Annotated in this window: 20 protein-coding genes; 14 read left to right on the forward strand and 6 right to left on the reverse strand. The window is 65.1% G+C overall.

The window, feature by feature from the left end; genetic code table 11:
* The 3 genes from AGI3411_RS24875 to purF form a co-directional block, all read left to right on the forward strand.
* On the forward strand, positions 1-403 hold a 403-nt coding region (locus tag AGI3411_RS24875; protein ID WP_165359266.1), incomplete at its 5' end, for an SPOR domain-containing protein.
* Positions 403-891, forward strand: coding sequence for a CvpA family protein (locus AGI3411_RS24880; protein WP_129529997.1), 489 nt, complete (start codon positions 403-405; stop codon positions 889-891). The genes AGI3411_RS24875 and AGI3411_RS24880, both read left to right, overlap by 1 nt.
* A gap of 30 nt (positions 892-921) precedes the next feature.
* A complete protein-coding gene (gene purF / locus AGI3411_RS24885; protein ID WP_129529998.1) occupies positions 922-2,442 on the forward strand; it encodes an amidophosphoribosyltransferase in 1,521 nt (506 codons plus the stop codon).
* Between the two features lie 72 nt (positions 2,443-2,514).
* Here purF and AGI3411_RS24890 read toward each other — a convergent pair whose 3' ends face one another.
* From AGI3411_RS24890 to map, 6 genes are all read right to left on the reverse strand, one after another.
* Positions 2,515-3,045 (reverse strand): YgjP-like metallopeptidase domain-containing protein, encoded by a 531-nt coding sequence (locus AGI3411_RS24890; RefSeq protein ID WP_129529999.1) that lies wholly within the window; start codon positions 3,043-3,045, stop codon positions 2,515-2,517.
* 2 nt (positions 3,046-3,047) lie between these two features.
* The gene (locus tag AGI3411_RS24895) at positions 3,048-3,263 is read right to left on the reverse strand and encodes a hypothetical protein (RefSeq protein ID WP_129530000.1); all 216 of its coding nucleotides are present in this window, start codon (positions 3,261-3,263) and stop codon (positions 3,048-3,050) included.
* Between the two features lie 5 nt (positions 3,264-3,268).
* Positions 3,269-3,754 carry a disulfide bond formation protein B gene (locus AGI3411_RS24900; protein WP_129530001.1) on the reverse strand — a complete coding sequence of 162 codons (486 nt, stop codon included), beginning with the start codon at positions 3,752-3,754 and terminating at the stop codon, positions 3,269-3,271.
* 49 nt (positions 3,755-3,803) lie between these two features.
* Positions 3,804-4,517: a MarC family protein gene (locus AGI3411_RS24905; RefSeq protein WP_129530002.1), complete on the reverse strand. Its 714-nt coding sequence runs from the start codon at positions 4,515-4,517 to the stop codon at positions 3,804-3,806.
* 81 nt (positions 4,518-4,598) lie between these two features.
* Positions 4,599-7,205 (reverse strand): [protein-PII] uridylyltransferase, encoded by a 2,607-nt coding sequence (locus AGI3411_RS24910; RefSeq protein ID WP_129530003.1) that lies wholly within the window; start codon positions 7,203-7,205, stop codon positions 4,599-4,601.
* A gap of 19 nt (positions 7,206-7,224) precedes the next feature.
* Positions 7,225-8,046 (reverse strand): type I methionyl aminopeptidase, encoded by an 822-nt coding sequence (map, locus tag AGI3411_RS24915; protein WP_129530004.1) that lies wholly within the window; start codon positions 8,044-8,046, stop codon positions 7,225-7,227.
* A 534-nt stretch (positions 8,047-8,580) separates the two neighbouring features.
* Here map and AGI3411_RS24920 point away from each other — a divergent pair.
* The 11 genes from AGI3411_RS24920 to AGI3411_RS24970 all read left to right on the forward strand — a co-directional run bounded on the left by AGI3411_RS24920 (position 8,581) and on the right by AGI3411_RS24970 (position 19,639).
* A complete protein-coding gene (locus AGI3411_RS24920) occupies positions 8,581-8,769 on the forward strand; it encodes a hypothetical protein (RefSeq protein WP_129530005.1) in 189 nt (62 codons plus the stop codon).
* A gap of 173 nt (positions 8,770-8,942) precedes the next feature.
* Complete coding sequence (gene rpsB, locus AGI3411_RS24925) at positions 8,943-9,692, forward strand: 30S ribosomal protein S2 (protein WP_129530006.1); 750 nt, start codon at positions 8,943-8,945, stop codon at positions 9,690-9,692.
* A gap of 181 nt (positions 9,693-9,873) precedes the next feature.
* Positions 9,874-10,752, forward strand: a complete 879-nt coding sequence (gene tsf / locus AGI3411_RS24930; protein ID WP_129530007.1) for a translation elongation factor Ts — start codon at positions 9,874-9,876, stop codon at positions 10,750-10,752.
* Between the two features lie 94 nt (positions 10,753-10,846).
* Positions 10,847-11,563 carry a UMP kinase gene (gene pyrH, locus AGI3411_RS24935; protein WP_043542852.1) on the forward strand — a complete coding sequence of 239 codons (717 nt, stop codon included), beginning with the start codon at positions 10,847-10,849 and terminating at the stop codon, positions 11,561-11,563.
* Between the two features lie 15 nt (positions 11,564-11,578).
* Positions 11,579-12,139 (forward strand): ribosome recycling factor, encoded by a 561-nt coding sequence (frr, locus tag AGI3411_RS24940; RefSeq protein ID WP_129530008.1) that lies wholly within the window; start codon positions 11,579-11,581, stop codon positions 12,137-12,139.
* A gap of 171 nt (positions 12,140-12,310) precedes the next feature.
* Complete coding sequence (uppS, locus tag AGI3411_RS24945; RefSeq protein ID WP_129530009.1) at positions 12,311-13,075, forward strand: polyprenyl diphosphate synthase; 765 nt, start codon at positions 12,311-12,313, stop codon at positions 13,073-13,075.
* A gap of 57 nt (positions 13,076-13,132) precedes the next feature.
* Positions 13,133-13,990 (forward strand): phosphatidate cytidylyltransferase, encoded by an 858-nt coding sequence (locus AGI3411_RS24950; protein ID WP_129530010.1) that lies wholly within the window; start codon positions 13,133-13,135, stop codon positions 13,988-13,990.
* Positions 13,987-15,186: a 1-deoxy-D-xylulose-5-phosphate reductoisomerase gene (locus AGI3411_RS24955; RefSeq protein ID WP_129530011.1), complete on the forward strand. Its 1,200-nt coding sequence runs from the start codon at positions 13,987-13,989 to the stop codon at positions 15,184-15,186. The genes AGI3411_RS24950 and AGI3411_RS24955 overlap by 4 nt, the downstream gene beginning before the upstream one ends.
* A gap of 54 nt (positions 15,187-15,240) precedes the next feature.
* Complete coding sequence (gene rseP, locus AGI3411_RS24960) at positions 15,241-16,572, forward strand: RIP metalloprotease RseP (RefSeq protein ID WP_129530012.1); 1,332 nt, start codon at positions 15,241-15,243, stop codon at positions 16,570-16,572.
* Positions 16,573-16,625: 53 nt separating this feature from the next.
* On the forward strand, positions 16,626-18,971 hold the full coding sequence (bamA, locus tag AGI3411_RS24965) for an outer membrane protein assembly factor BamA (RefSeq protein WP_129530013.1): 2,346 nt from the start codon (positions 16,626-16,628) through the stop codon (positions 18,969-18,971).
* A 107-nt stretch (positions 18,972-19,078) separates the two neighbouring features.
* Positions 19,079-19,639 carry an OmpH/Skp family outer membrane protein gene (locus AGI3411_RS24970; RefSeq protein WP_129530014.1) on the forward strand — a complete coding sequence of 187 codons (561 nt, stop codon included), beginning with the start codon at positions 19,079-19,081 and terminating at the stop codon, positions 19,637-19,639.
* The last annotated feature ends 10 nt before the right edge of the window (positions 19,640-19,649 follow it).

Here is a 19,649-nt window from a genome sequence, read left to right on the forward strand (position 1 = left end):
TACCCCACCCGCTACGCCGCCGAAGCCGGCCGCGCCGCCGCCCAAGCCGGAGCCCAAGCCCGCCACGCCGCCCAAGCCGGACACGCGTTCCGACGACGGCGCGCGCGCCATGGCGCTGCTGGAAGGGCGCGCTGCGCCTGCCGCGCCCGCTCCCAAGCCGGCCGCGAAGGGCAATTTCGTGCTCCAGATCGCCGCCTATACCACCTCGGAAGACGCGCAGTCGCGTCGCAGCAAGCTGCACCAGGCGGGGGTGACGAACGCATTCGTCGAACAGGCCACGATCGGTGGCAAGCAGCAGTACCGCCTGCGGGTGGGGCCGTTCCCCTCGCGCGAAGCGGCGCAGGCAGCCCAGGCGCGCTTGCGCACCCTGGGTTATGACAATGGTTTCATCGCCGCGCAATAGTGACCGGCTTCGACTTCGTCGTGCTGGCTATCCTGGCGGTCTCGGGTGTGCTCGGCCTGGTGCGCGGCCTGCTGAAAGAGGTGCTGTCGCTGGTCGCCTATCTGCTGGCCTTCGTGGCGGCGATATGGTGGGGCCCTACGGTCTACGTGTGGCTGGAGCCCTATATTGAAACGACGCTGCTGCGCATGGGAGTCTCGTACGCGGCGGTATTCATCATCGTGCTGCTCGGCGTGGGGTTGGTCAACATGACGCTTGCCGCCTTGATCCGCAGTACCGGCCTGAGCCCCGCCGACCACGGATTGGGCGGCATGTTCGGGCTGGCCCGTGGCCTGTTGATCGTGCTGGCGCTGGTCGCCGCCGCAGGCTACACGCCGCTGCCTGAAGAGCCGTGGTGGAAGGACGCCATGTTTTCGCATTCGGCCATCGAGGCCATCAAACATATCAAGACGTGGCTGCCGCCGTCCCTGGCGACGTGGCTGCCGTATTGATTTGCTTCAAATCAACCAGGAAATCTCACCATGTGTGGAATCGTAGGGGTCATCGGGCGCGGGCCGGTCAACCAGCTGCTCTATGACAGCTTGCTGCTGTTGCAGCATCGCGGGCAGGACGCCGCGGGCATCGCGACGTCGCAAGGCAACCAATTCAATATGTACAAGGCCCATGGCCTGGTGCGCGACGTCTTCCGCACGCGCAACATGCGCGCGCTGCCGGGTACGTCCGGCATCGGCCAGGTTCGCTATCCCACCGCAGGCTCCAGCGCCAGCGAGGAAGAGGCCCAGCCTTTCTACGTGAATGCGCCGTTCGGCATCATGTTCGCCCACAACGGCAACCTGACCAACTGGCGCGAACTGCGCGAGTCCCTGTACCGCGTCGACCGCCGCCACATCAACACCAATTCCGATTCGGAAGTGCTGCTGAATGTGCTGGCCCACGAGCTGCAGTCGGCGGCCAGCGGCGTGTCGCTGGACGACGACGCGATGTTCCGCGCGGTGTCCGCCGTGCACAAGCGTGTGCGCGGCGCCTACGCCGTGGTGGCGCAGATCTCCGGTTACGGCCTGCTGGCCTTCCGCGACCCCAACGGCATCCGCCCGCTGTGCATCGGCCGCCAGGAAACCGAAGAGGGCGTGGAATGGATGGTCGCCTCGGAATCGGTGGCGCTGGAAGGCAGCGGTTTCGCCTTCGTGCGCGACGTGGAGCCGGGCGAAGCCGTGTTCGTCGACCTGGACGGCCGCTTCGTCAGCCGCCAGTGCGCCGACAATCCGCAGTTGGTGCCCTGCATTTTCGAATACGTGTACTTCGCGCGTCCGGATTCGCTGATCGACGGCGTGTCGGTCTATGACGCCCGCCTGCGTATGGGCGAATACCTGGCCGACAAGGTGGCGCGCAACATGCGCCTGGGCGATATCGACGTGGTCATGCCGATCCCGGATTCCTCGCGCCCGGCCGCCATGCAGCTGGCTGCCCGCCTGAACCTGGACTACCGCGAAGGCCTGATCAAGAACCGCTATGTGGGCCGCACGTTCATCATGCCGGGCCAAGCGGTGCGCCGGAAGTCGGTGCGCCAGAAGCTCAACGCCATCGGCATGGAGTTCAAGGGCAAGAACGTGCTGCTGGTCGACGACTCCATCGTGCGCGGCACCACCAGCCGCGAGATCGTGGATATGGCCCGCGCCGCCGGCGCCAACAAGGTGTATTTCGCCTCCGCCGCGCCTCCGGTCCGCTTCCCCAACGTCTACGGCATCGACATGCCCACGCAAAGCGAACTGATCGCTACCGGCCGCAACGACGAGGAAATCGCCCGCGCGATCGGCGCCGACAACCTGGTCTACCAGGACCTGCACGACATGCAGCAAGCGGTGCGGGACATCAACCCGAAGCTGTCGCGCTTCGAGGCTTCGTGCTTCGACGGCGAGTACGTCACCGGCGACATCACCGCCGAGTACCTGGCGCGCCTGGGCCAGTCCCGCAGCGAACCCGGTGAAGAGGGCGGCGCCAGCGGCCTGCAGTTCAATATGGGCTACGCCGCCAACGACGCCTGAATGCTGCGGTTTCGCAGCGGGCAGTAAAAAGCCGTCCCGGGTGGACGGCTTTTTTTGTGGGAGGCTGGCGGGTCAGTCGGCGGCGGGGCCGGCTTTCCACAGCGCTTCGCCGGTGGCATCCAGGTGCGTCAGGTACAGGCGCAGGTCGAACTCGTGCTGGTGGTACTGCGGCTCCATGTGCAGGCACAGGTTGTAGAAGGCGCGGTTGTGGTCCTTTTCCTTCAGGTGGGCCAGTTCATGGACGGCGATCATCTTCAGGAATTCCGCCGGGACCGTCTTGAACAGCGTCGCCACGCGGATCTCGTGCTTGGCCTTGAGCTTTCCGCCCTGTACCCGCGAGACGTATGTATGTTGGCCCAGCGCGTGCTGGATCACGTGGATCTTGCTGTCGAAGGCGACCTTGTTGATCTGGTCGCCGTTGCGCATATAGGTGTTCTTCAGGTCCGTCACGTACTGGTAGAGCGCGCGGTCGGTGCGCACGCCGTGCGCGCCCACGGGGTAACGGGACAGCAGGGCGGCGCCCAGCTTGCCCTGGTCGAGCAGCTTGCGGGCCTGGTGCAGCAGCGGTTCCGGGTATCCGGTCAGGTATTTCAGGGAAGGCACGATCAGGAGAAAACGGAAGAAACGACGGTCAGGCGCGGCCAGGTTTCGGAATGGCGCTTCGCGGCGAGCCGCTGCGCATAGGCGGCGGGGTCGGCCCCGATGCAGCCGTCCGCCGGACCGTGGTCGCGCGCGGCGCGCAGCCAGCGCATCAGCGGCGCGTGTGCGCGCACCAGCGCGCGCAACGCGGCGGCTTGCGATGCTTCCGTCTGGACAGGCACAGCGTTTACTGAGTGCGGCCGCGCCCGAAGGCGGCGGGCAGCGCCATGAAGAACAGGATGACGAAGAGCGCCAGGCTCCAGAGGGCGTACTCGATGCCCAGGACGGACACCGTGGCGTCCATGCAGGTGGCGTAGATGCCGAACAGCCAGGGCACGCCGCCGTCCAGCCCGATGCCGGTCATGAAGCGGTCGGCGAAGGTCTGGTCGCAAGACAGCATCTTTGCCGCCACGCTGTACTGGTACCAGGCGGCGACCACGCCGCATGCGGAAAGCAGGGCGGCCAGGGCGCCGCAAGCGCGGGTCAGGGCGCGGCCGCCACCAAACCCGCCCACCAGTGCGATGACGCCGATCACCAGGTAGATCAGGCGCTGCATGACGCACCAGGCGCACGGCGGCATGTCGAAGACGTGCTGGGAAACGAGGGCGATGCCGACGGCGCCGAAGGAGAATAGGGCGATCAGGCGGAGCAGGCGTTCGGAGCGTGAAGTCATGGTTCTGCGGTAAGGGTTGCGAAAGGCCGGGCCGGGCGCCCGGCCAGGCTTAGGCCGTGGGAACCGGAATTGGTTGCATCACTTGCTGCAGGACGCCCAGCAGCAGTTCGCGCGAACCTTCCCAGAAGATCTGCACGCCCAGGCACAGCATGATGAAGGCCGAGAGGCGCATGAACACGGCGGTGCCATTATCGCCCAGCCGATGCAGCATCTGCGCGGCAAAGCGCAGGCAGACGTAGAGAGTCGCGGAGACGACGATGATGCCCGGAATGGACCCGCCCAGCCGGATCAGGCTCAGCACGTGGTTCTGATCCCGCAGCGATACCCCGACGGTGATGGCCGCGGCGATGGAGCCCGGGCCGCAGCTGATGGGGAAGGTGAGCGGATAGAAGGCGCGTGCCTTGGCCATTTCGGGGGTGAACGATTCGGCCATGCGCGCCACGCGCTCGGTGTCGGCGTCGGGCGAGTTCACCAGCCGCCAGGCGCTGGCGATCACCAGCATGCCGCCGCCGACCCGCACGATGGACAGCGAAATGCCGAAGAAGCTCAGCAGCACGTTGCCGGCGACCATGGCCACGATCAGCATCAGGCAGACGTTGATGGCGACGCGCTTGGCCAGCACCATCCGGGTCGAGGACGACGCCCCTTCGGTCAGCGACAGGAAGATCGGCGCGATGGCGGGCGGGTTCAGGAAGGGCAGCAGGGTGGCCAGGGCGAAGAAGAAGCTGCCCCCGAATACGCGCAGATAGTCATTGAACTGCATAGGAACGGACGCCGCATGGCCGAAAACCGGGATTGTATGCCGTCCGGACGGCGCTGGCGATGGAGGGAAAGCCCGCTGCGTTCAGGCGGCGCGCTGGCTGGCTTCCTCGCCCGCCAGGGCGTCCAGGACGTCGCGTTCGAACTGCATCTGGCTGCGCGGGCGGGTTAGCGCCGAGCCGTCCACGATGAACACGTCTTCCACCCGGTCGCCCAGGGTCATGATCTTGGCCATCACCAGGTTGACTTCGTGGCGCGCGAAGACGCGCGCGAGCGCGTGCAGCAGGCCGGGGCGGTCGGTGGCGGTGACGGACAGGCGCCAGGACGTGCTGCGTTCGTCGGGCTGCAGTTCCGCCTGCGGCATGACGGGGAAGACGCGCGACACGCGGGACTGGCGGCCGCGGCCGTAATAACCGCCGCGGGAGGGCTGGGCATGGGCGGCCGCCTGCGGGTCTTTCAGCCGTTCGGCCAGCTCGTGTTCGACCAGGGTGGCCTGGGCGCGCAGGTCGCTCGCGCCTTCCGGCAGCAGCACGATGAAGCTGTCCAACGCCCAGCCATGGCGCGTGGTGTGGATGCGGGCGTCCTGGATGGAGAGGGACTTGGCGTCGAAGTAGCCGCAGATGGCCACGAACAGATCGGGCGCGTCGCGGGTGTACACCATGATCTGCAGGCCTTCGCCGTGCTCGGTGGGGCGGGCCTTGACCACGGCCTGCGCCGGCGCGACCTGGTGGTACGGGTGGCGCGTGTGCCAGGCGATGTCCGAGGCGTCGTGGCGCAGGAAGTACGCCACATCCAACTGGTTCCAGAAGGCCTCGCGGGCGTCGTCGCGCAGGCCGGCCCGGCGGGTCAGGCGGGCGGCTTCTTCCTTGCGCTCGGTCAGCACGGTGTGCGCGTCGGCGTGCGCGCCGCCGAGCGCGGCCAGCGTCAGCTTGTAGAGGTCTTCGAGCAGCTTGCCCTTCCAGGCGTTCCAGACCTTCGGGCTGGTGCCCCGGATATCGGCCACCGTCAGCAGGTACAGGGCGGTCAGGTGGCGCTCGTCTTTCACGGTGGCGGCGAAGTCCCGCACCACGGTCGGATCGGACAGGTCGCGCTTTTGCGCCACGGCCGACATCAGCAGGTGCTGGCGGACCAGGAACTCGACCAGGGCCGTGTCCTCGGGCTCCATGCCGTGATCCTGGGCAAACTTGCGGACTTCGCGCGCGCCAAGTTCGGAGTGGTCGCCGCCGCGGCCCTTGGCGATGTCGTGGAACAGCGCCGCCACGTACAGCAGCCAATGGCGGTCCAGTCCGGCGATCAGCTGGCTGGCCAGTGGATACTCCTGGGCATGCTCGGGCATGGTGAAGCGGCGCAGGTTGCGCACGACCGCCAGCGTGTGCTGGTCCACGGTGTAGGCGTGGAACAGGTCGTGCTGCATCTGGCCGACAATGCGGCGGAACACCGGCAGATAGCGCGGCAGGATGTTCAGCATGGTCATGCGCCGCAACTCGTGCACGATGCCGCGGGGCTGCTGCAGGATCTGCAGGAACAGCTTGCGGTTCACGGGGTTGCGGCGGAACTGCGCGTCGATGCGATGCCGGGAATGCCAGATGGCGCGCAGCGTGCGCGCCGACATGCCTGTCAGTTCAGGATGCTGCTGCATGGCCAGGAAGGCGCGCAGCAGCAGGGTGGGATTGCGTTCGAAGCCGTCGTCGCGAATGATGTCCAGGCGGTCCCGCAGGTTGCGGAAATCGTCGTCGATGTCGCGGGCGTCGCTGTCGGGGCGCGGAAACAGCCGCTCTTCGATGTTCTGCACCAGGATCCCGTTCAGCTGGGTCACCAGCCGGGCGGCCCAATAGTAGCGCTGCATCAGCAGCTCGCTGCCGCGGCGCGTGGCCGTGGCATGGATGCCGTAGACCTCGGCCAGCGCGGGCTGCAGGTCAAACAGGACGCGGTCTTCGCGCCGGTTCGACAGCAGGTGCAGCTCGATGCGCGGCCGCTTGAACGCCTGTTCCGCCTTGCGCAGGTCGCGCGCCTCCGAGGAGGTCAGCAGGCCGGCTTGCGCCACCGAGCGCCAGCTGTCGCCGAAGCCGGCCGCCCTGGCCATCCAGAGGATGACCTGCAGGTCGCGCAGGCCGCCCGGAGATTCCTTGCAGTTCGGCTCCAGCGCGTAGGGCGTGTCGTGGTAGCGCGCGTGGCGCTGCTGCATCTCGACGCGCTTGGCGCGGAAGAAGGCGCGCGGGTCCAGGCGGGACTTGGTGGCGGCTTCGAACTTCTTCATCAGCGTCCGGCTGCCCGCCAGCCAGCGGGATTCCAGCAAGGCCGTTTCCACGGTGATGTCCGCGTCGGCCTCGCGTTCGCAGTCCTCGATGGTGCGCACGCTGTGGCCGGGCTCCAGGCCCAGGTCCCACAGCGAGGCCACCAGCCGCTCGATGGCGGTCTCGTCCTCGCGCGTGGGGGCGTGCGGCAGCAGGATGAGCAGGTCGACGTCGGAATGGGGGTAGAGTTCGCCGCGGCCGTAGCCGCCCACGGCCGCCAGCGTGGCGCCGGCCGGCAGCGGGCACTGCTTGACCAGGTCGCGCAGCGCGGCGTCGACGATGCGGCGCAGTTCGGACAGCAGGGCGTCCGGACGTTCGTGCTCGCGGAACTGGGCCACCGCCGTCTGCCGGGATTCCTGGATGCGTTCGCGCAGGGCGCTGAGGTATTCGGCGGTCATGGCGGCGGGAGGCGGGGCTTCAGACGGCGGGAATCACGAGGGGTTCGGTGATGAACGCCGGCGGCTGGGGCATGCCGGGCGACAGGGTCAGCACTTCGTAGCCGGTTTCGGTCACGCACACAGCATGCTCCCATTGGGCGGACAGGCTGTGGTCGCGGGTGACGACCGTCCAGCCGTCGGACAGCTGGCGGATTTCGCGCCGGCCGGCGTTGATCATGGGTTCGATGGTAAACAGCATGCCCGTCGTCAGGGGCACGCCCGTGCCCGGCTTGCCGTAGTGCAGCACTTGCGGGTCTTCGTGGAAGCGCTGGCCGATGCCGTGGCCGCAGAATTCGCGCACCACGGAAAAGCCGCTGGCTTCGGCATGCTTCTGGATCGCGTTGCCGACGTCGCCCAGCGTGGCGCCGTTCTTCACCTGCTGGATACCTTTCCACATGCACTCGAAGGTGATTTCGGCCAGGCGGCGCGACAGGATGGATTGTTCGCCGACCGCGTACATGCGGCTGGTGTCGCCGAACCAGCCGTCCTTGATGATGGTGACGTCGATATTCAATGAGTCCCCATTTTTCAGCACCTTGTCGCCGGGAATGCCATGGCAGACCTGGTGGTTCACCGAGGTGCAAATGGCGCCGGGGAAAGGCGGATAGCCGGGAGGCGCGTAGCCCACCGTGGCGGATTTCACACCCAGCTCGTCGGTCAGGTATTCCAGGCACAGGCGGTCCAGCTCGCCGGTGGTGACGCCTGGCTTGACGTGGGGGGTGATGAAATCGAGGACTTTGGCGGCGTCCTGGCAGGCCGCGCGCATTTTGGCCAGGTCGGCCTGATTGGTAATTGTGCCCATGGAGTCGCTTGAGGATCTGTCGCTTGAATGTCTGCTTGAAAGAATAGTAGAATTATAGGCTTCCCTAAATTTTTGGGGATGCATGGTAGTGAGTAGGAAGTAGAACACCTACTTGGTACAACTACTGGGTAACGGCAAGAGCCGATCCCGGCGGGTGTTGGCAGGGTGGCATTGGCGCCAGCTTTGCGCAAACCCGGCAGGTATTCTGGTTGTGCGGATCCAGTCATTGGGATCGGCGGCACGCCCTGAAGTTTCACCGCAAGCGAAGGTTGTGGAGCGAAATCGGGCAGGCCGCGGGTGTCGGTGGCGGGGTGCGGGCAGGCAAATGCGGGCCGGGCGGGCGTGGGCGGCGGCGGTTTCACGGCTGACGCGAGCCGGGGCGCGGTGTGCTTGCAAGCCTGGTCATGTTTTAGAGCGGCGATGCAGGTTCAGGATCTGTGCTCGGTGTGGATGTCGGATTAAGTTCTTGAAAACATTCGTGTTTTCTTAAGAAATGCCCCGATGGTCTGATGCGCGGTCGAATGGAAGCCAGGTTTGGCATCCTTTTCTGAGCGCGAAGAGCTGGATTTCCAGAGCTGGATTTCGCTGCCAACAAAACAGGTCCGGGTGCGTCTCGAAGAAACTTCCAGGGAATTCCTGGCGGGTCGGGAGACGCGTTGCAAGGATGCGGCGGTGCTTTTCGTCGTGGCGGCCGTCTGGGTTTATCGCGGCAGCGTAGTATGAGGCGTTCAGGGCGAATTCGCCTGAAGGCGCCGGAGTTATTGCGGCAGTGATCGGCCGGCCCGGTTAGAATTTTGTTATCCCGCCGTTGCGGGAAATCGCGCGCAACACCACCCAGGGTGTCAGCCAGAAGCTGATGCAGGTGCGGCGCAAGAAACCAACCCTTGGAGAAAGTTATGTCTTTGATGCGTGAAATGCTGGAAGCGGGTGTCCACTTCGGTCACCAGACCCGTTACTGGAACCCCAAGATGGCCCCCTATATCTTCGGCCATCGCAACAAGATTCACATCATCAACCTCGAAAAGACGGTTGATAAGTACCAGGAAGCCACCAAGTTCGTGAAGCAGCTGGCTGCTCGCGGTGGCAACATCCTGTTCGTCGGCACCAAGCGCGCCGCGCGTGAGCTGGTCGCCACCGAAGCCGCCCGTTGCGGCATGCCCTTCGTCGACGCCCGCTGGCTCGGCGGCATGCTGACCAACTTCAAGACGGTCAAGACCTCGGTCAAGCGCCTGAAGGACATGGAAGCCGTTGTCGCCGAAGGCGGCGCCGAGCGCATGATCAAGAAGGAAGGCCTGCTGTTCCAGCGCGAACTGGAAAAGCTGAACAAGTCGATCGGCGGCATCAAGGACATGAACGGCCTGCCCGATGCCATGTTCGTGATCGACGTCGGCTACCACAAGATCGCCATCGCCGAAGCCAAGACGCTGGGCATCCCCGTTGTCGCCGTGGTTGACACCAACCACTCGCCCGACGGCATCGACTACGTCATCCCCGGCAACGACGACTCGGCCAAGGCCATCGCGCTGTACGCCAAGGGCATCGCCGACGCCGTGCTGGAAGGCCGTGAGCAGAACCTGAACGGTCTGGTTGAAGAGCTGGGCGAAGGCCAGGAAGAGTTCGTCGAAGTGCAGGACAACCAGGCCTAAGCCGGCTGTCATGTCCGGCGGTTAGCGTTTGGGAGCGGTTCGGGATTCCGGTCCGCTCCCGCCTCGCCGGCACAGCGAAGGTGGGCTCCCATCTTCCCGATCCGCGAATCGCGGATGTCCCATCGAATCACACCACTGTCCCGGCCCGCCGGGGCAAGTCCCTAGCAAAATTGGAGCAAACATGGCTGAAATTACCGCTGCCCTGGTCAAGGAACTGCGCGAAAAGACCGACGCCCCCATGATGGAGTGCAAGAAGGCCTTGACGGAAGCCGAGGGCGACCTGGCCCGCGCCGAGGAAATCCTGCGCGTCAAGCTGGGCAACAAGGCCAGCAAGGCCGCCGCCCGCGTCACCGCTGAAGGCCTGATCGGTCTGTTCATCTCCGCCGACGCCAAGAAGGGCGCCGTCATCGAAGTTAACTGCGAAACCGACTTCGTCGCCAAGAACGACGACTTCGTGGCTTTCGTGAACAAGCTGGCCGAACTGGTCGCCACGCAGAACCCGGCCGACGTGGCCGCGCTGTCGGCGCTGCCTTACGGCGAAGGCACGGTCGAAACGACCCGCGCCGCCCTGATCGGCAAGATCGGCGAAAACATGGCGATCCGCCGCTTCGAGCGCATCGAGACCCCCAACGCGCTGGCCAGCTACGTGCACGGCGGCCGCATTGGCGTGCTGGTCGAGTACTCGGGCGCCGAAGAAGTGGGCAAGGACCTGGCGATGCACATCGCCGCGACCAAGCCGAAGGCCCTGAACGCCGACGGCGTGAACCCGGCCGACATCGCCGCCGAGCGCTCGGTTGCCGAGCAGAAGGCCGCCGAATCGGGCAAGCCGGCTGAAATCGTCGCCAAGATGGTCGAAGGCTCGGTGCAGAAGTTCCTGAAGGAAGTCACCCTGATGTCGCAGCCGTTCGTCAAGGACGACAAGGCGACGGTCGAACAGATGCTGAAGGCCAAGGGCGCTTCGATCAGCAAGTTCGTGCTGTTCGTCGTCGGCGAAGGTATCGAGAAGAAGACCAGCGATTTCGCCGCCGAGGTTGCAGCCGCCGCCGCTGGCCGCGCCTAATCGGTAGTTTGCTTAAAGGCCGGCACTGACTAAAATCAGGCCGGCCTATTTCTTGTCTTACACTTTCGTCGGATTGTTCCTCGGGATATCACCTATGAGCAGCAGATCATACAAACGGGTTCTTCTCAAGCTTTCCGGCGAGGCGCTGATGGGCGAAGATGCGTTCGGCATCAATCGTTCCACCATCGTCCGCATGACCGATGAGATCGCCGAAGTCGCCGCAACCGGCGTCGAACTGGCCATCGTCATCGGCGGGGGCAACATTTTCCGTGGCGTCGCCCCGGGCGCGCAGGGCATGGACCGCGCGACGGCCGACTACATGGGCATGATGGCCACCATCATGAATGCGCTTGCGCTGCAGGACGCGCTCAAGCACAAGGGAATCGACACCCGCGTACAATCGGCCCTGAACATCGATCAGGTCGTCGAACCCTACATCCGTCCGAAGGCCCTGCGCTACCTCGAAGAGGGCAAGGTCGTCATCTTCGCGGCGGGCACCGGCAACCCCTTCTTCACCACCGACACCGCCGCCGCCCTGCGTGGCGCTGAAATCGGCGCGGAGATCGTGTTGAAAGCCACCAAGGTGGACGGCATCTATAGCGCGGACCCCAACAAGGATCCCACCGCTACGCGTTATGCACGCATCAGCTTCGACGAAGCGATCGTCCGCCGTCTGGAAGTCATGGACGCCACCGCGTTCGCGCTGTGCCGTGACCAGAAACTGCCGATCAAAGTGTTTTCGATCAATAAGTCCGGCGCCCTCAAGCGGGTGGTCAGCGGCGAAGACGAAGGCACCTTGGTACACGTTTAAAGAAAAGGAAATTCCATGAGCGTCGCAGAAATCCGCAAATCCGCCGAAGCCAGGATGGCCAAGTCGCTTGACACGCTCAAGACCAACCTGGCCAAGATCCGTACGGGCCGCGCCCATACCGGCATCCTGGACCACGTGCAGGTCGAGTACTACGGCTCGCCCGTGCCGATCAGCCAGGTCGGCAACGTGAACCTCGTCGACGCCCGCACCATCAGCGTCCAGCCCTATGAAAAGCCCATGGCCGCCGCGATCGAGAAGGCCATTCGCGAATCGGACCTGGGCTTGAACCCCATGTCGATGGGCGACACGATCCGCGTGCCGATGCCGGCCCTGACCGAAGAGCGCCGCCGCGACCTGACCAAGGTTGTCCGCAGCGAAGGCGAAGATGCCAAGGTGGCCGTGCGCAACCTGCGCCGCGAAGCCAACGAAGCGCTCAAGCGCCTGGTCAAGGACAAGGAAATCTCCGAGGACGACGAACGCCGTTCGCAGGACGAGGTCCAGAAGCTGACCGATCGCAGCGTGGCCGACATCGACAAGATGGTCACGCAGAAAGAAGCGGAAATCATGACCGTATAATTCCTGCACGTCCTGGGCGCGGCCGGCATGGCGGCGCCCAGGCCCAGGATTTTCCAGCCCACGCGCCGTCCTATCCATTGTTTCGCAGCAAGCTTACGTAGCGATGGAACGACGGCGCAGGCTTTTCCCGTATTCCCGTTTTTCGCCGGACCTCCGCGTAGTACCAGACTAATGGCAACCAGTTCGACCCAGGCGGTTCCCGCTACTCGCGATGTTCCCGAGCACGTAGCCATCATCATGGATGGCAATGGCCGGTGGGCGACGCGGCGGCTGCTGCCTCGCACGGCGGGCCACGCCAAGGGCGTACAGGCGGTGCGGCGCGTGGTCGAGGCTTGCGGCCGAGCCGGCGTGCGCTACCTGACGCTCTTCGCCTTCAGTTCCGAGAACTGGCGCCGTCCCGCCGAGGAAGTGTCGCTGTTGATGCGCCTATTCGTGCAGGCGCTGGAGCGCGAGGTCGGCAAGCTGGAAGAGCAGGGCGTGCGGCTGCATGTCATCGGCGACCTGAGCGCATTCGAGCCTCGCCTGCAGGATCTCATCTTCGCCGCCCAGGAACGCACCGCCCACAACGACCGCCTGCACCTGACTGTCGCCGCCAACTACGGCGGACGCTGGGACATCCTGCAGGCCACCCGCGCCATGCTGGCCGCCGAGCCGGGGCTCGCGACGCAGCCGCAGCTGGTGGACGAGCAGCGCCTGGCGCGGCACCTGTCCATGGCCTGGGCGCCGGAGCCCGACCTGTTCATCCGCACGGGCGGCGAACAGCGTATTTCCAATTTCCTGATCTGGCAGATGGCCTACGCGGAGTTCTACTTCACGGACCGCTATTGGCCGGACTTCGGCGCGGCGGAACTCCAGGAAGCCTTCGACTGGTACCGCACGCGCGAACGCCGTTTCGGCCGCACCAGCGCGCAACTCACCGAAGACGGCGCGCAGTAAGTCAACCAGACGGCGACAAGCGCGTCTTTCCAGAGCTGTACACGAGGAGACCGTCAAATGTTGGGCCAGCGTATCGTTACCGCCGTCATCCTGTTGGCCGTCCTGGCTGCCGCGATGATCAGCGCGAATCCCTGGTGGTTCGTCGCCTTGCTGGCCCTGGCTGCCGCTTGCGCCAATTGGGAGTGGCTGCGCCTGACGCTGCCGCAACCGCCTTCCCCCCTGATTTCCGTCGGCGTGGCCGTGCTGCTGTTCGCGGGCATGCTGGCGCTGACGTCCGCCTGGCTGGCGGGCGACCGTGGCGGGGTCGCGGATCCGGTCTGGGCGCTGCGCTACGTGACGCCGGCGGTGGCCGCGGTCTGGCTGTTCGCCGGGGTGGCGGCGGTGGTCCGCGGTCGCGCCGACGCGCCTCCCGCCAGCCTGGGCTGGTCTGTCTTTTCGGTGCCGGCCGCCTTTGCCGCCTGGGCGGTGCTGGCGCAGATGTTCATGGCACGCGGAGCCGGTTTCGTCGTGTCGCTGCTGGCGCTCGTCTGGGTGGCCGACATCGCCGCGTATTTTGCCGGCCGCGCCTTCGGCAGGCGTAAACTGGCCCCGCGGGTCAGCCCGGGCAAGACGATCGAAGGCGCCATCGCCGGCGTGCTGGGCGCGGTGGTCTGGATCGGCCTGTCCAGCCTGTGGGCCGGCACGTTCGGGCACGCGCTCGTGGAACGCTGGACGTTCTGGCTGGCGCTGCCGATCGCCGCGCTGCTGGGCGTGCTGTCCATCGTGGGCGACCTGTTCGAATCGCTGCTCAAGCGCCGTGCCGGCCGCAAGGATTCCAGCACGCTGCTGCCCGGCCACGGCGGCGTCTATGACCGCATCGACGCGATCCTTCCCGTCGCGCCGTTTGCGCTACTTTTGTCTGGAGTGTTGTTTTGACGGCTTTTCAACGCGTCGTTGTGCTGGGATCGACCGGTTCGATCGGTGAAAGCACGCTGGATGTGATTGCCCGCCACCCGGAGCGGTTGGCGGTTCATGCCTTGTCCGCGTACAGCCGGATGGGCCGCCTGGCCGAGCAGGCCCAGGCCAGCGGCGCGGCCGTGGTGGTGGTGCCCGATGACGGCGCGCGCCAGAAGTTCATCGCCGCCTGGGCGGGCTCCCGGCCCATGCCCGAGATCCGGGTCGGAGCGCAGGCGCTGGCCGACACCGCCGCCGAGCCCGGCTGCGACTCGGTCATGGCCGCCATCGTCGGCGCGGCGGGGCTGCCCGCCGCCCTGGCGGCCGCCCGCAGCGGCAAACGCGTTCTGCTGGCGAACAAAGAGGCGCTGGTAGCCGCCGGTTCACTCTTCATGCGGGCTATTCGCGATAATGGCGCTGAATTGCTGCCTATCGACAGCGAACATAATGCGATTTTCCAATGCCTGCCGAAAGGCGGGAAGGCGGTGGCGCCGGATGCGCCCGCGCCCGGTGTGAGGCGCCTGCTGCTGACGGCTTCCGGCGGCCCGTTCCGCGGCCGGGACCTGGAAGACCTGCATGACGTCACTCCGGCCCAGGCCTGCGCCCATCCCAACTGGAGCATGGGACGCAAGATTTCGGTGGATTCCGCCACCATGCTGAACAAGGGCCTGGAGGTGATCGAGGCGCATTGGCTGTTCGCGATGCCGGCCGACCGCATCGAGGTCGTGGTGCACCCGCAGAGCGTTGTGCATTCGATGGTGGAGTACAACGACGGATCCGTGCTGGCGCAGCTGGGGCAGCCCGACATGCGCACGCCCATTGCCTACGGCCTAGGTTTCCCCGAGCGCCTGGAAAGCGGGGTGGGCCCGCTGGACCTGACGCGCCTGGGGCGCCTGGACTTCGAAAAACCCGATTTCGCCCGCTTTCCCTGTCTGGCCCTGTCGTTCGCGGCTTTGCGGTCCGGGCAGGCGGCCTGCGTGGTCTTGAATGCAGCCAATGAAGTGGCCGTCGAAGCCTTCCTGGCCGGTCGACTGCCCTACACCTGGATTGCGAGGGTGATCGAGGCCTCCCTGGAGTGGCAGGCGCGGCAAGCTTCTGTTACGCTCAACAGTCTTGATGCCGTGCTTGCGCTTGATGCGGCGGCGCGCGCCTACGCGGGCAACCTGGGTCTTGCCTGACGGCGGTCATCGCCGCGGCTGCTCGCCACCGATTCCATAGATCTTCCGAATCCGATGCTTTTCACCCTGTTGGCCTTTGCGGTTGCGCTTGGCACCCTGATCATCTTCCATGAGCTGGGGCACTACTGGGTGGCTCGCCTGTGCGGCGTGAAAGTCTTGCGTTTCTCGGTGGGGTTCGGCAAGGTCATCCTGCGCCGCACCGACAGGCACGGCACGGAATGGGCGGTTTCCGCGCTGCCGCTGGGCGGCTACGTCAAGATGCAGGATGACCCGCCCGCCGGCGCCAGCGCCGAGGAGGCCGCGGGCGCCTTCAACAGAAAACCGGTCGGCCAGCGCATCGCCATCGTCGCGGCGGGCCCCATTTTCAACCTGATCCTCGCGGTCTTCCTTTATGCCGGCCTGAACATGGCCGGCACCGAAGAGCCGGTGGCCGTCATTGCCCAGCCCGCGGCCGACACGCCTGCCGCGCGCGCCGGACTGCTGCCCGGCGACCGCATCCTGGCCATCGACGGCGAGGAAATCGCTTCCTGGTCGGATGCCCGCTGGCGCCTGATGGACGTAATGTCCACGGGCGGAAACGCCCAGATCGAGGTCCGGACTTCCGGCGGCGCCGTGCACCAGCGCGAATTGGTGCTTCCCTCCAATACGATGGATCCGGCTGGCGGCGACCCGCTGGCGGCCGCAGGCATCCGCCTGGCTCAGCCCAAGCCCGCCGTGCGGGTGGTCAACGACGGCGGGGAAGGGCAGGCGGCCGGCCTGCGCCCGGGCGACCTCATCGTGGCGGTGAATGGCACGCCCACCCCCGACACCGGCGCCCTGGTCAAGCAGATCCAGGAGAGCGCGGGCAAGACCCTGGCGCTGACCCTGACGCGCGGCGGGGCCCCTGTTTCCCTGAACGTCACGCCGCGCGCCGAAATGGTCAATGGCCAGGAAATTGGACGCCTGGGCGTGCAGCTGGGCGGCGATGTCCCCATGGTGACGGTCCGCTACGGAGTGTTTGAAAGCCTGTGGCGCGGCGCCGTCCGTACCTGGGACACGGCCTGGTTCTCGCTGCGCATGATGGGCCGCATGGTGACGGGCGAGGTGTCCTGGCGTAATGTCAGCGGCCCAGTGACCATCGCGGACTACGCCGGACAGACCGCAAGAATCGGAATTGTTGCTTATATCGCTTATATCGCCTTGATCAGCATCAGTCTTGGCGTTCTAAATTTGCTACCAATTCCTATGCTGGATGGTGGTCATCTGCTGTACTATCTCGTCGAAATTGTGCGGGGTAGCCCGCCGCCTGCGAGGTGGATCGATATCGGACAGCGCGCCGGCATCGGTTTGTTGGCAGGCCTGATGGGGCTTGCGCTGTTCAACGATTTCACGCGTTTGTTCACTTAAGCGCGATTTAGCATAAAATCCCCCGCCATTTGCACGACCGAGGATACTCAAGGATGTCTTTTCGCCGGATGTTTCATCACAAAAAGGGTGTACTGCCGGGCGTAGTGCCAAGTCTGATCGCCGCGCTGCTAATGCCGGCCATCGCCCACGCCTTCGACCCTTTTGTCGTGCGGGATATCCGCGTAGAGGGTATTCAACGAACCGACGCCGGCACCGTCTTCGGGTATCTGCCCGTCAAGGTCGGCGAACAGTTCACTGAAGAAGAGGCCACCGAGGCCATCCGCCGCCTGTACGGCACGGGCTTTTTCACCGACGTGCAGATCCAGACTGACGACAACGTCGTCGTGGTCGTCGTGCAGGAGCGCCCGACGATCGCCTCGGTGAACTTCAACGGCATGCGCGAGTTCGACTCCAAGGCCATTACCACGTCGCTGGCGCAGGTGGGTTTCGCCGAAGGCCGCATTTTCGACCGTTCCATGCTCGAGCGCGCCGAATACGAACTCAAGCAGCAGTACCTGTCCAAGGGCAAGTACGGCATTGAAGTGACGTCCACCGTGACGCCGCTGCCGCGCAACCGCGTGGGTGTGAGCTTCGACGTGTTCGAAGGGTCCGTCGCCCGTATCCAGGAAATCCGTTTCGTCGGCAACAAGGCGTTTTCCGAAGGCGACCTGCTGGACGTGTTCCAGCTGACCACGCCGGGCTGGCTGACCTGGTACACCGACACCGACAAGTACTCGCGCGAAAAGCTCGAGGGCGATCTGGAGCGCCTGCGCTCCTTCTACCTGGACCAGGGCTATCTCGAATTCTCGGTCGAGCCGCCGCAGGTCACGATTTCGCCGGACCGCAAGGACATCCGCATCACGATCACCATGCACGAGGGCGAGCCCTACAAAGTGCGCAGCGTGAAGCTGGCGGGCAACCTGCTGGGCCTGGACAAGGAAATCAACGCGCTGCTGCAGGTCAAGCCGGACGAGACCTTCTCGGCGGCCAAGGCCAACAACTCCGCCAAGGCCATCACCGACTACCTGGGCGAGCTGGGTTACGCGTTCGCCAACGTCAACCCCAATCCGCAGCTGGACCGCGCCAAGCATGAGGCCGACCTGACGTTCTACGTCGATCCGAGCCGCCGCGTGTATGTGCGCCGCATCCAGATCGGCGGCAACACCCGTACCCGCGATGAGGTGGTGCGCCGTGAAATGCGCCAGCAGGAAGCCGCCTGGTACGACGCCGAGGACATCAAGACCTCGCGCGACCGCATCGACCGCCTGGGCTACTTCAGCGACGTCAACGTCAAGACCGACCCGGTCCCGGGCTCTCCCGACCAGGTCGACGTGAACGTCGACGTCAAGGAAAAGCCCACCGGCATGATCAACCTGGGCGTGGGCTATGGCTCGTCGGAAAAGGCCATCCTGTCGGCGGGCATCAGCGAAGACAACGTGTTCGGCAGCGGCACCAACCTGACCCTGCAGCTGAACACCAGCAAGACCAACCGCGCGATCGTGCTGTCGCACACCGATCCGTACTGGACCAAGGACGGCATCAGCCGCACGTCGTCGGCGTACTACCGCGTAACCGAGCCCTGGAACAACAACGACGGCGACTACCGCGTCAAGGCCATGGGCCTGGGCATGAACTTCGGTATCCCGATCTCCGAGTACGACCGGATCTTCCTGGGCGCGAACTTCGAACGCAACCAGATCGAGCTGTACAACAACTCGCCGGCGGCATACGAAAAGTTCGTCGACGACTACGGCGATGCGACGAATTCGGTGATTTTCAGCACGGGCTGGTCGAAGGACACGCGCGACAGCGCGCTGGCGCCGACCAAGGGTTCGTACACCCGCCTGAAGGCCGACCTGTCCACCATCGACCTGCAATACACGATGCTGACGGCCCAGCAGCAGTATTACGTGCCCCTGGGCGGCTCCTATACCCTGGCCCTGAACGGCATGGTCGACTGGGGCCAGAGCTACGGCAGCAAGGACTATCCGGTCATCAAGAACGTCTATGCCGGCGGTATCGGCACCGTTCGCGGTTACGAAGGGTCGTCGCTCGGTCCGCGCGACTCGAAGACGGGCGATTACCTGGGCGGCACGCGCCGCATCGTGGCCAACGCCCAGCTGTACCTGCCGTTCCCGGGGGCCTCGAAAGACCGCACGCTGCGCTGGTTCATCTTCTCGGATGCCGGCCAGGTTTCGGCGGGCAGCGGATTGTCTTGCACGAGTGGCAAGCCGGGCAGCGAGGTGGAAGATCCTTGCGGCTGGCGCTTCTCGGCCGGTATCGGCCTGTCTTGGCAGTCGCCGATGGGGCCGTTGCAGCTGTCGTACGCCCGTCCGCTCAATTCCAAGCCGGGCGACGACAAGCAGAGCTTCCAGTTCCAGATCGGGACCGGTTTCTAAGCGCCGTTACGCTTGAAAACAAGGGATGAGGCCCGCCGGCCGGCTCCCTTGCTGTTTAGTGGCACAATACACACTTTGGCTTTGCCTTACTGGAAGGTGAGATTTTCATGATGTCTGATTCCGCACTTAAAACATCGAATTCGCTGGGTGCCAAGCGCCGCGGCAAGCTGGGCGGTTCCATTGCCCTGGTGGGTGCGCTCATTCTCGGTTCGGCTGCAGCGATCCCCGCGCAGGCACAAGGCACCAAGATCGGTTTCGTGAATACCGAACGGATCCTGCGCGAGTCGGGTCCGGCCAAGGCCGCCCAAAGCAAGATCGAAGCCGAATTCAAGAAGCGCGACGACGAGCTCCAACGCCTGAACAACAACCTGCGTTCGCAGGCCGAGAAGTTCGACAAGGACGCTCCCGTCATGTCGGAATCCGACCGCGTCAAGCGCCAGCGTGAACTGTCCAACCTGGATACCGACCTGCAGCGCAAGCGCCGCGAGTTCCAGGAAGACTTCAACCGCCGCCGCAACGAAGAGTTCTCGGGCATCGTGACGAAGGCCAACGACGCCATCAAGCGCATCGCCGAGCAGGAAAGCTACGACCTGATCATCCAGGACGCCGTGACGGTCAACCCGCGCATCGACATCACCGACAAGGTGATCCAGAGCCTGGGCAAGTAAGTAACACCCG

The sequence above is a fragment of the Achromobacter agilis genome, from assembly GCF_900496965.1.
GTDB classification, from domain to species: domain Bacteria; phylum Pseudomonadota; class Gammaproteobacteria; order Burkholderiales; family Burkholderiaceae_B; genus Achromobacter; species Achromobacter agilis.

Bases quoted from the DNA above. Each gene is read 5' to 3' on its own strand.
- purF (WP_129529998.1), top strand. From the start codon at position 922: ATGTGTGGAATCGTAGGGGTCATCGGGCGCGGGCCGGTCAACCAGCTG.
- AGI3411_RS24900 (WP_129530001.1), bottom strand. From the start codon at position 3,754: ATGACTTCACGCTCCGAACGCCTGCTCCGCCTGATCGCCCTATTCTCC.
- AGI3411_RS24905 (WP_129530002.1), bottom strand. From the start codon at position 4,517: ATGCAGTTCAATGACTATCTGCGCGTATTCGGGGGCAGCTTCTTCTTC.
- AGI3411_RS24910 (WP_129530003.1), bottom strand. From the start codon at position 7,205: ATGACCGCCGAATACCTCAGCGCCCTGCGCGAACGCATCCAGGAATCC.
- map (WP_129530004.1), bottom strand. From the start codon at position 8,046: ATGGGCACAATTACCAATCAGGCCGACCTGGCCAAAATGCGCGCGGCC.
- rpsB (WP_129530006.1), top strand. From the start codon at position 8,943: ATGTCTTTGATGCGTGAAATGCTGGAAGCGGGTGTCCACTTCGGTCAC.
- tsf (WP_129530007.1), top strand. From the start codon at position 9,874: ATGGCTGAAATTACCGCTGCCCTGGTCAAGGAACTGCGCGAAAAGACC.
- pyrH (WP_043542852.1), top strand. From the start codon at position 10,847: ATGAGCAGCAGATCATACAAACGGGTTCTTCTCAAGCTTTCCGGCGAG.
- frr (WP_129530008.1), top strand. From the start codon at position 11,579: ATGAGCGTCGCAGAAATCCGCAAATCCGCCGAAGCCAGGATGGCCAAG.
- uppS (WP_129530009.1), top strand. From the start codon at position 12,311: ATGGCAACCAGTTCGACCCAGGCGGTTCCCGCTACTCGCGATGTTCCC.
- AGI3411_RS24950 (WP_129530010.1), top strand. From the start codon at position 13,133: ATGTTGGGCCAGCGTATCGTTACCGCCGTCATCCTGTTGGCCGTCCTG.
- rseP (WP_129530012.1), top strand. From the start codon at position 15,241: ATGCTTTTCACCCTGTTGGCCTTTGCGGTTGCGCTTGGCACCCTGATC.
- bamA (WP_129530013.1), top strand. From the start codon at position 16,626: ATGTCTTTTCGCCGGATGTTTCATCACAAAAAGGGTGTACTGCCGGGC.
- AGI3411_RS24970 (WP_129530014.1), top strand. From the start codon at position 19,079: ATGATGTCTGATTCCGCACTTAAAACATCGAATTCGCTGGGTGCCAAG.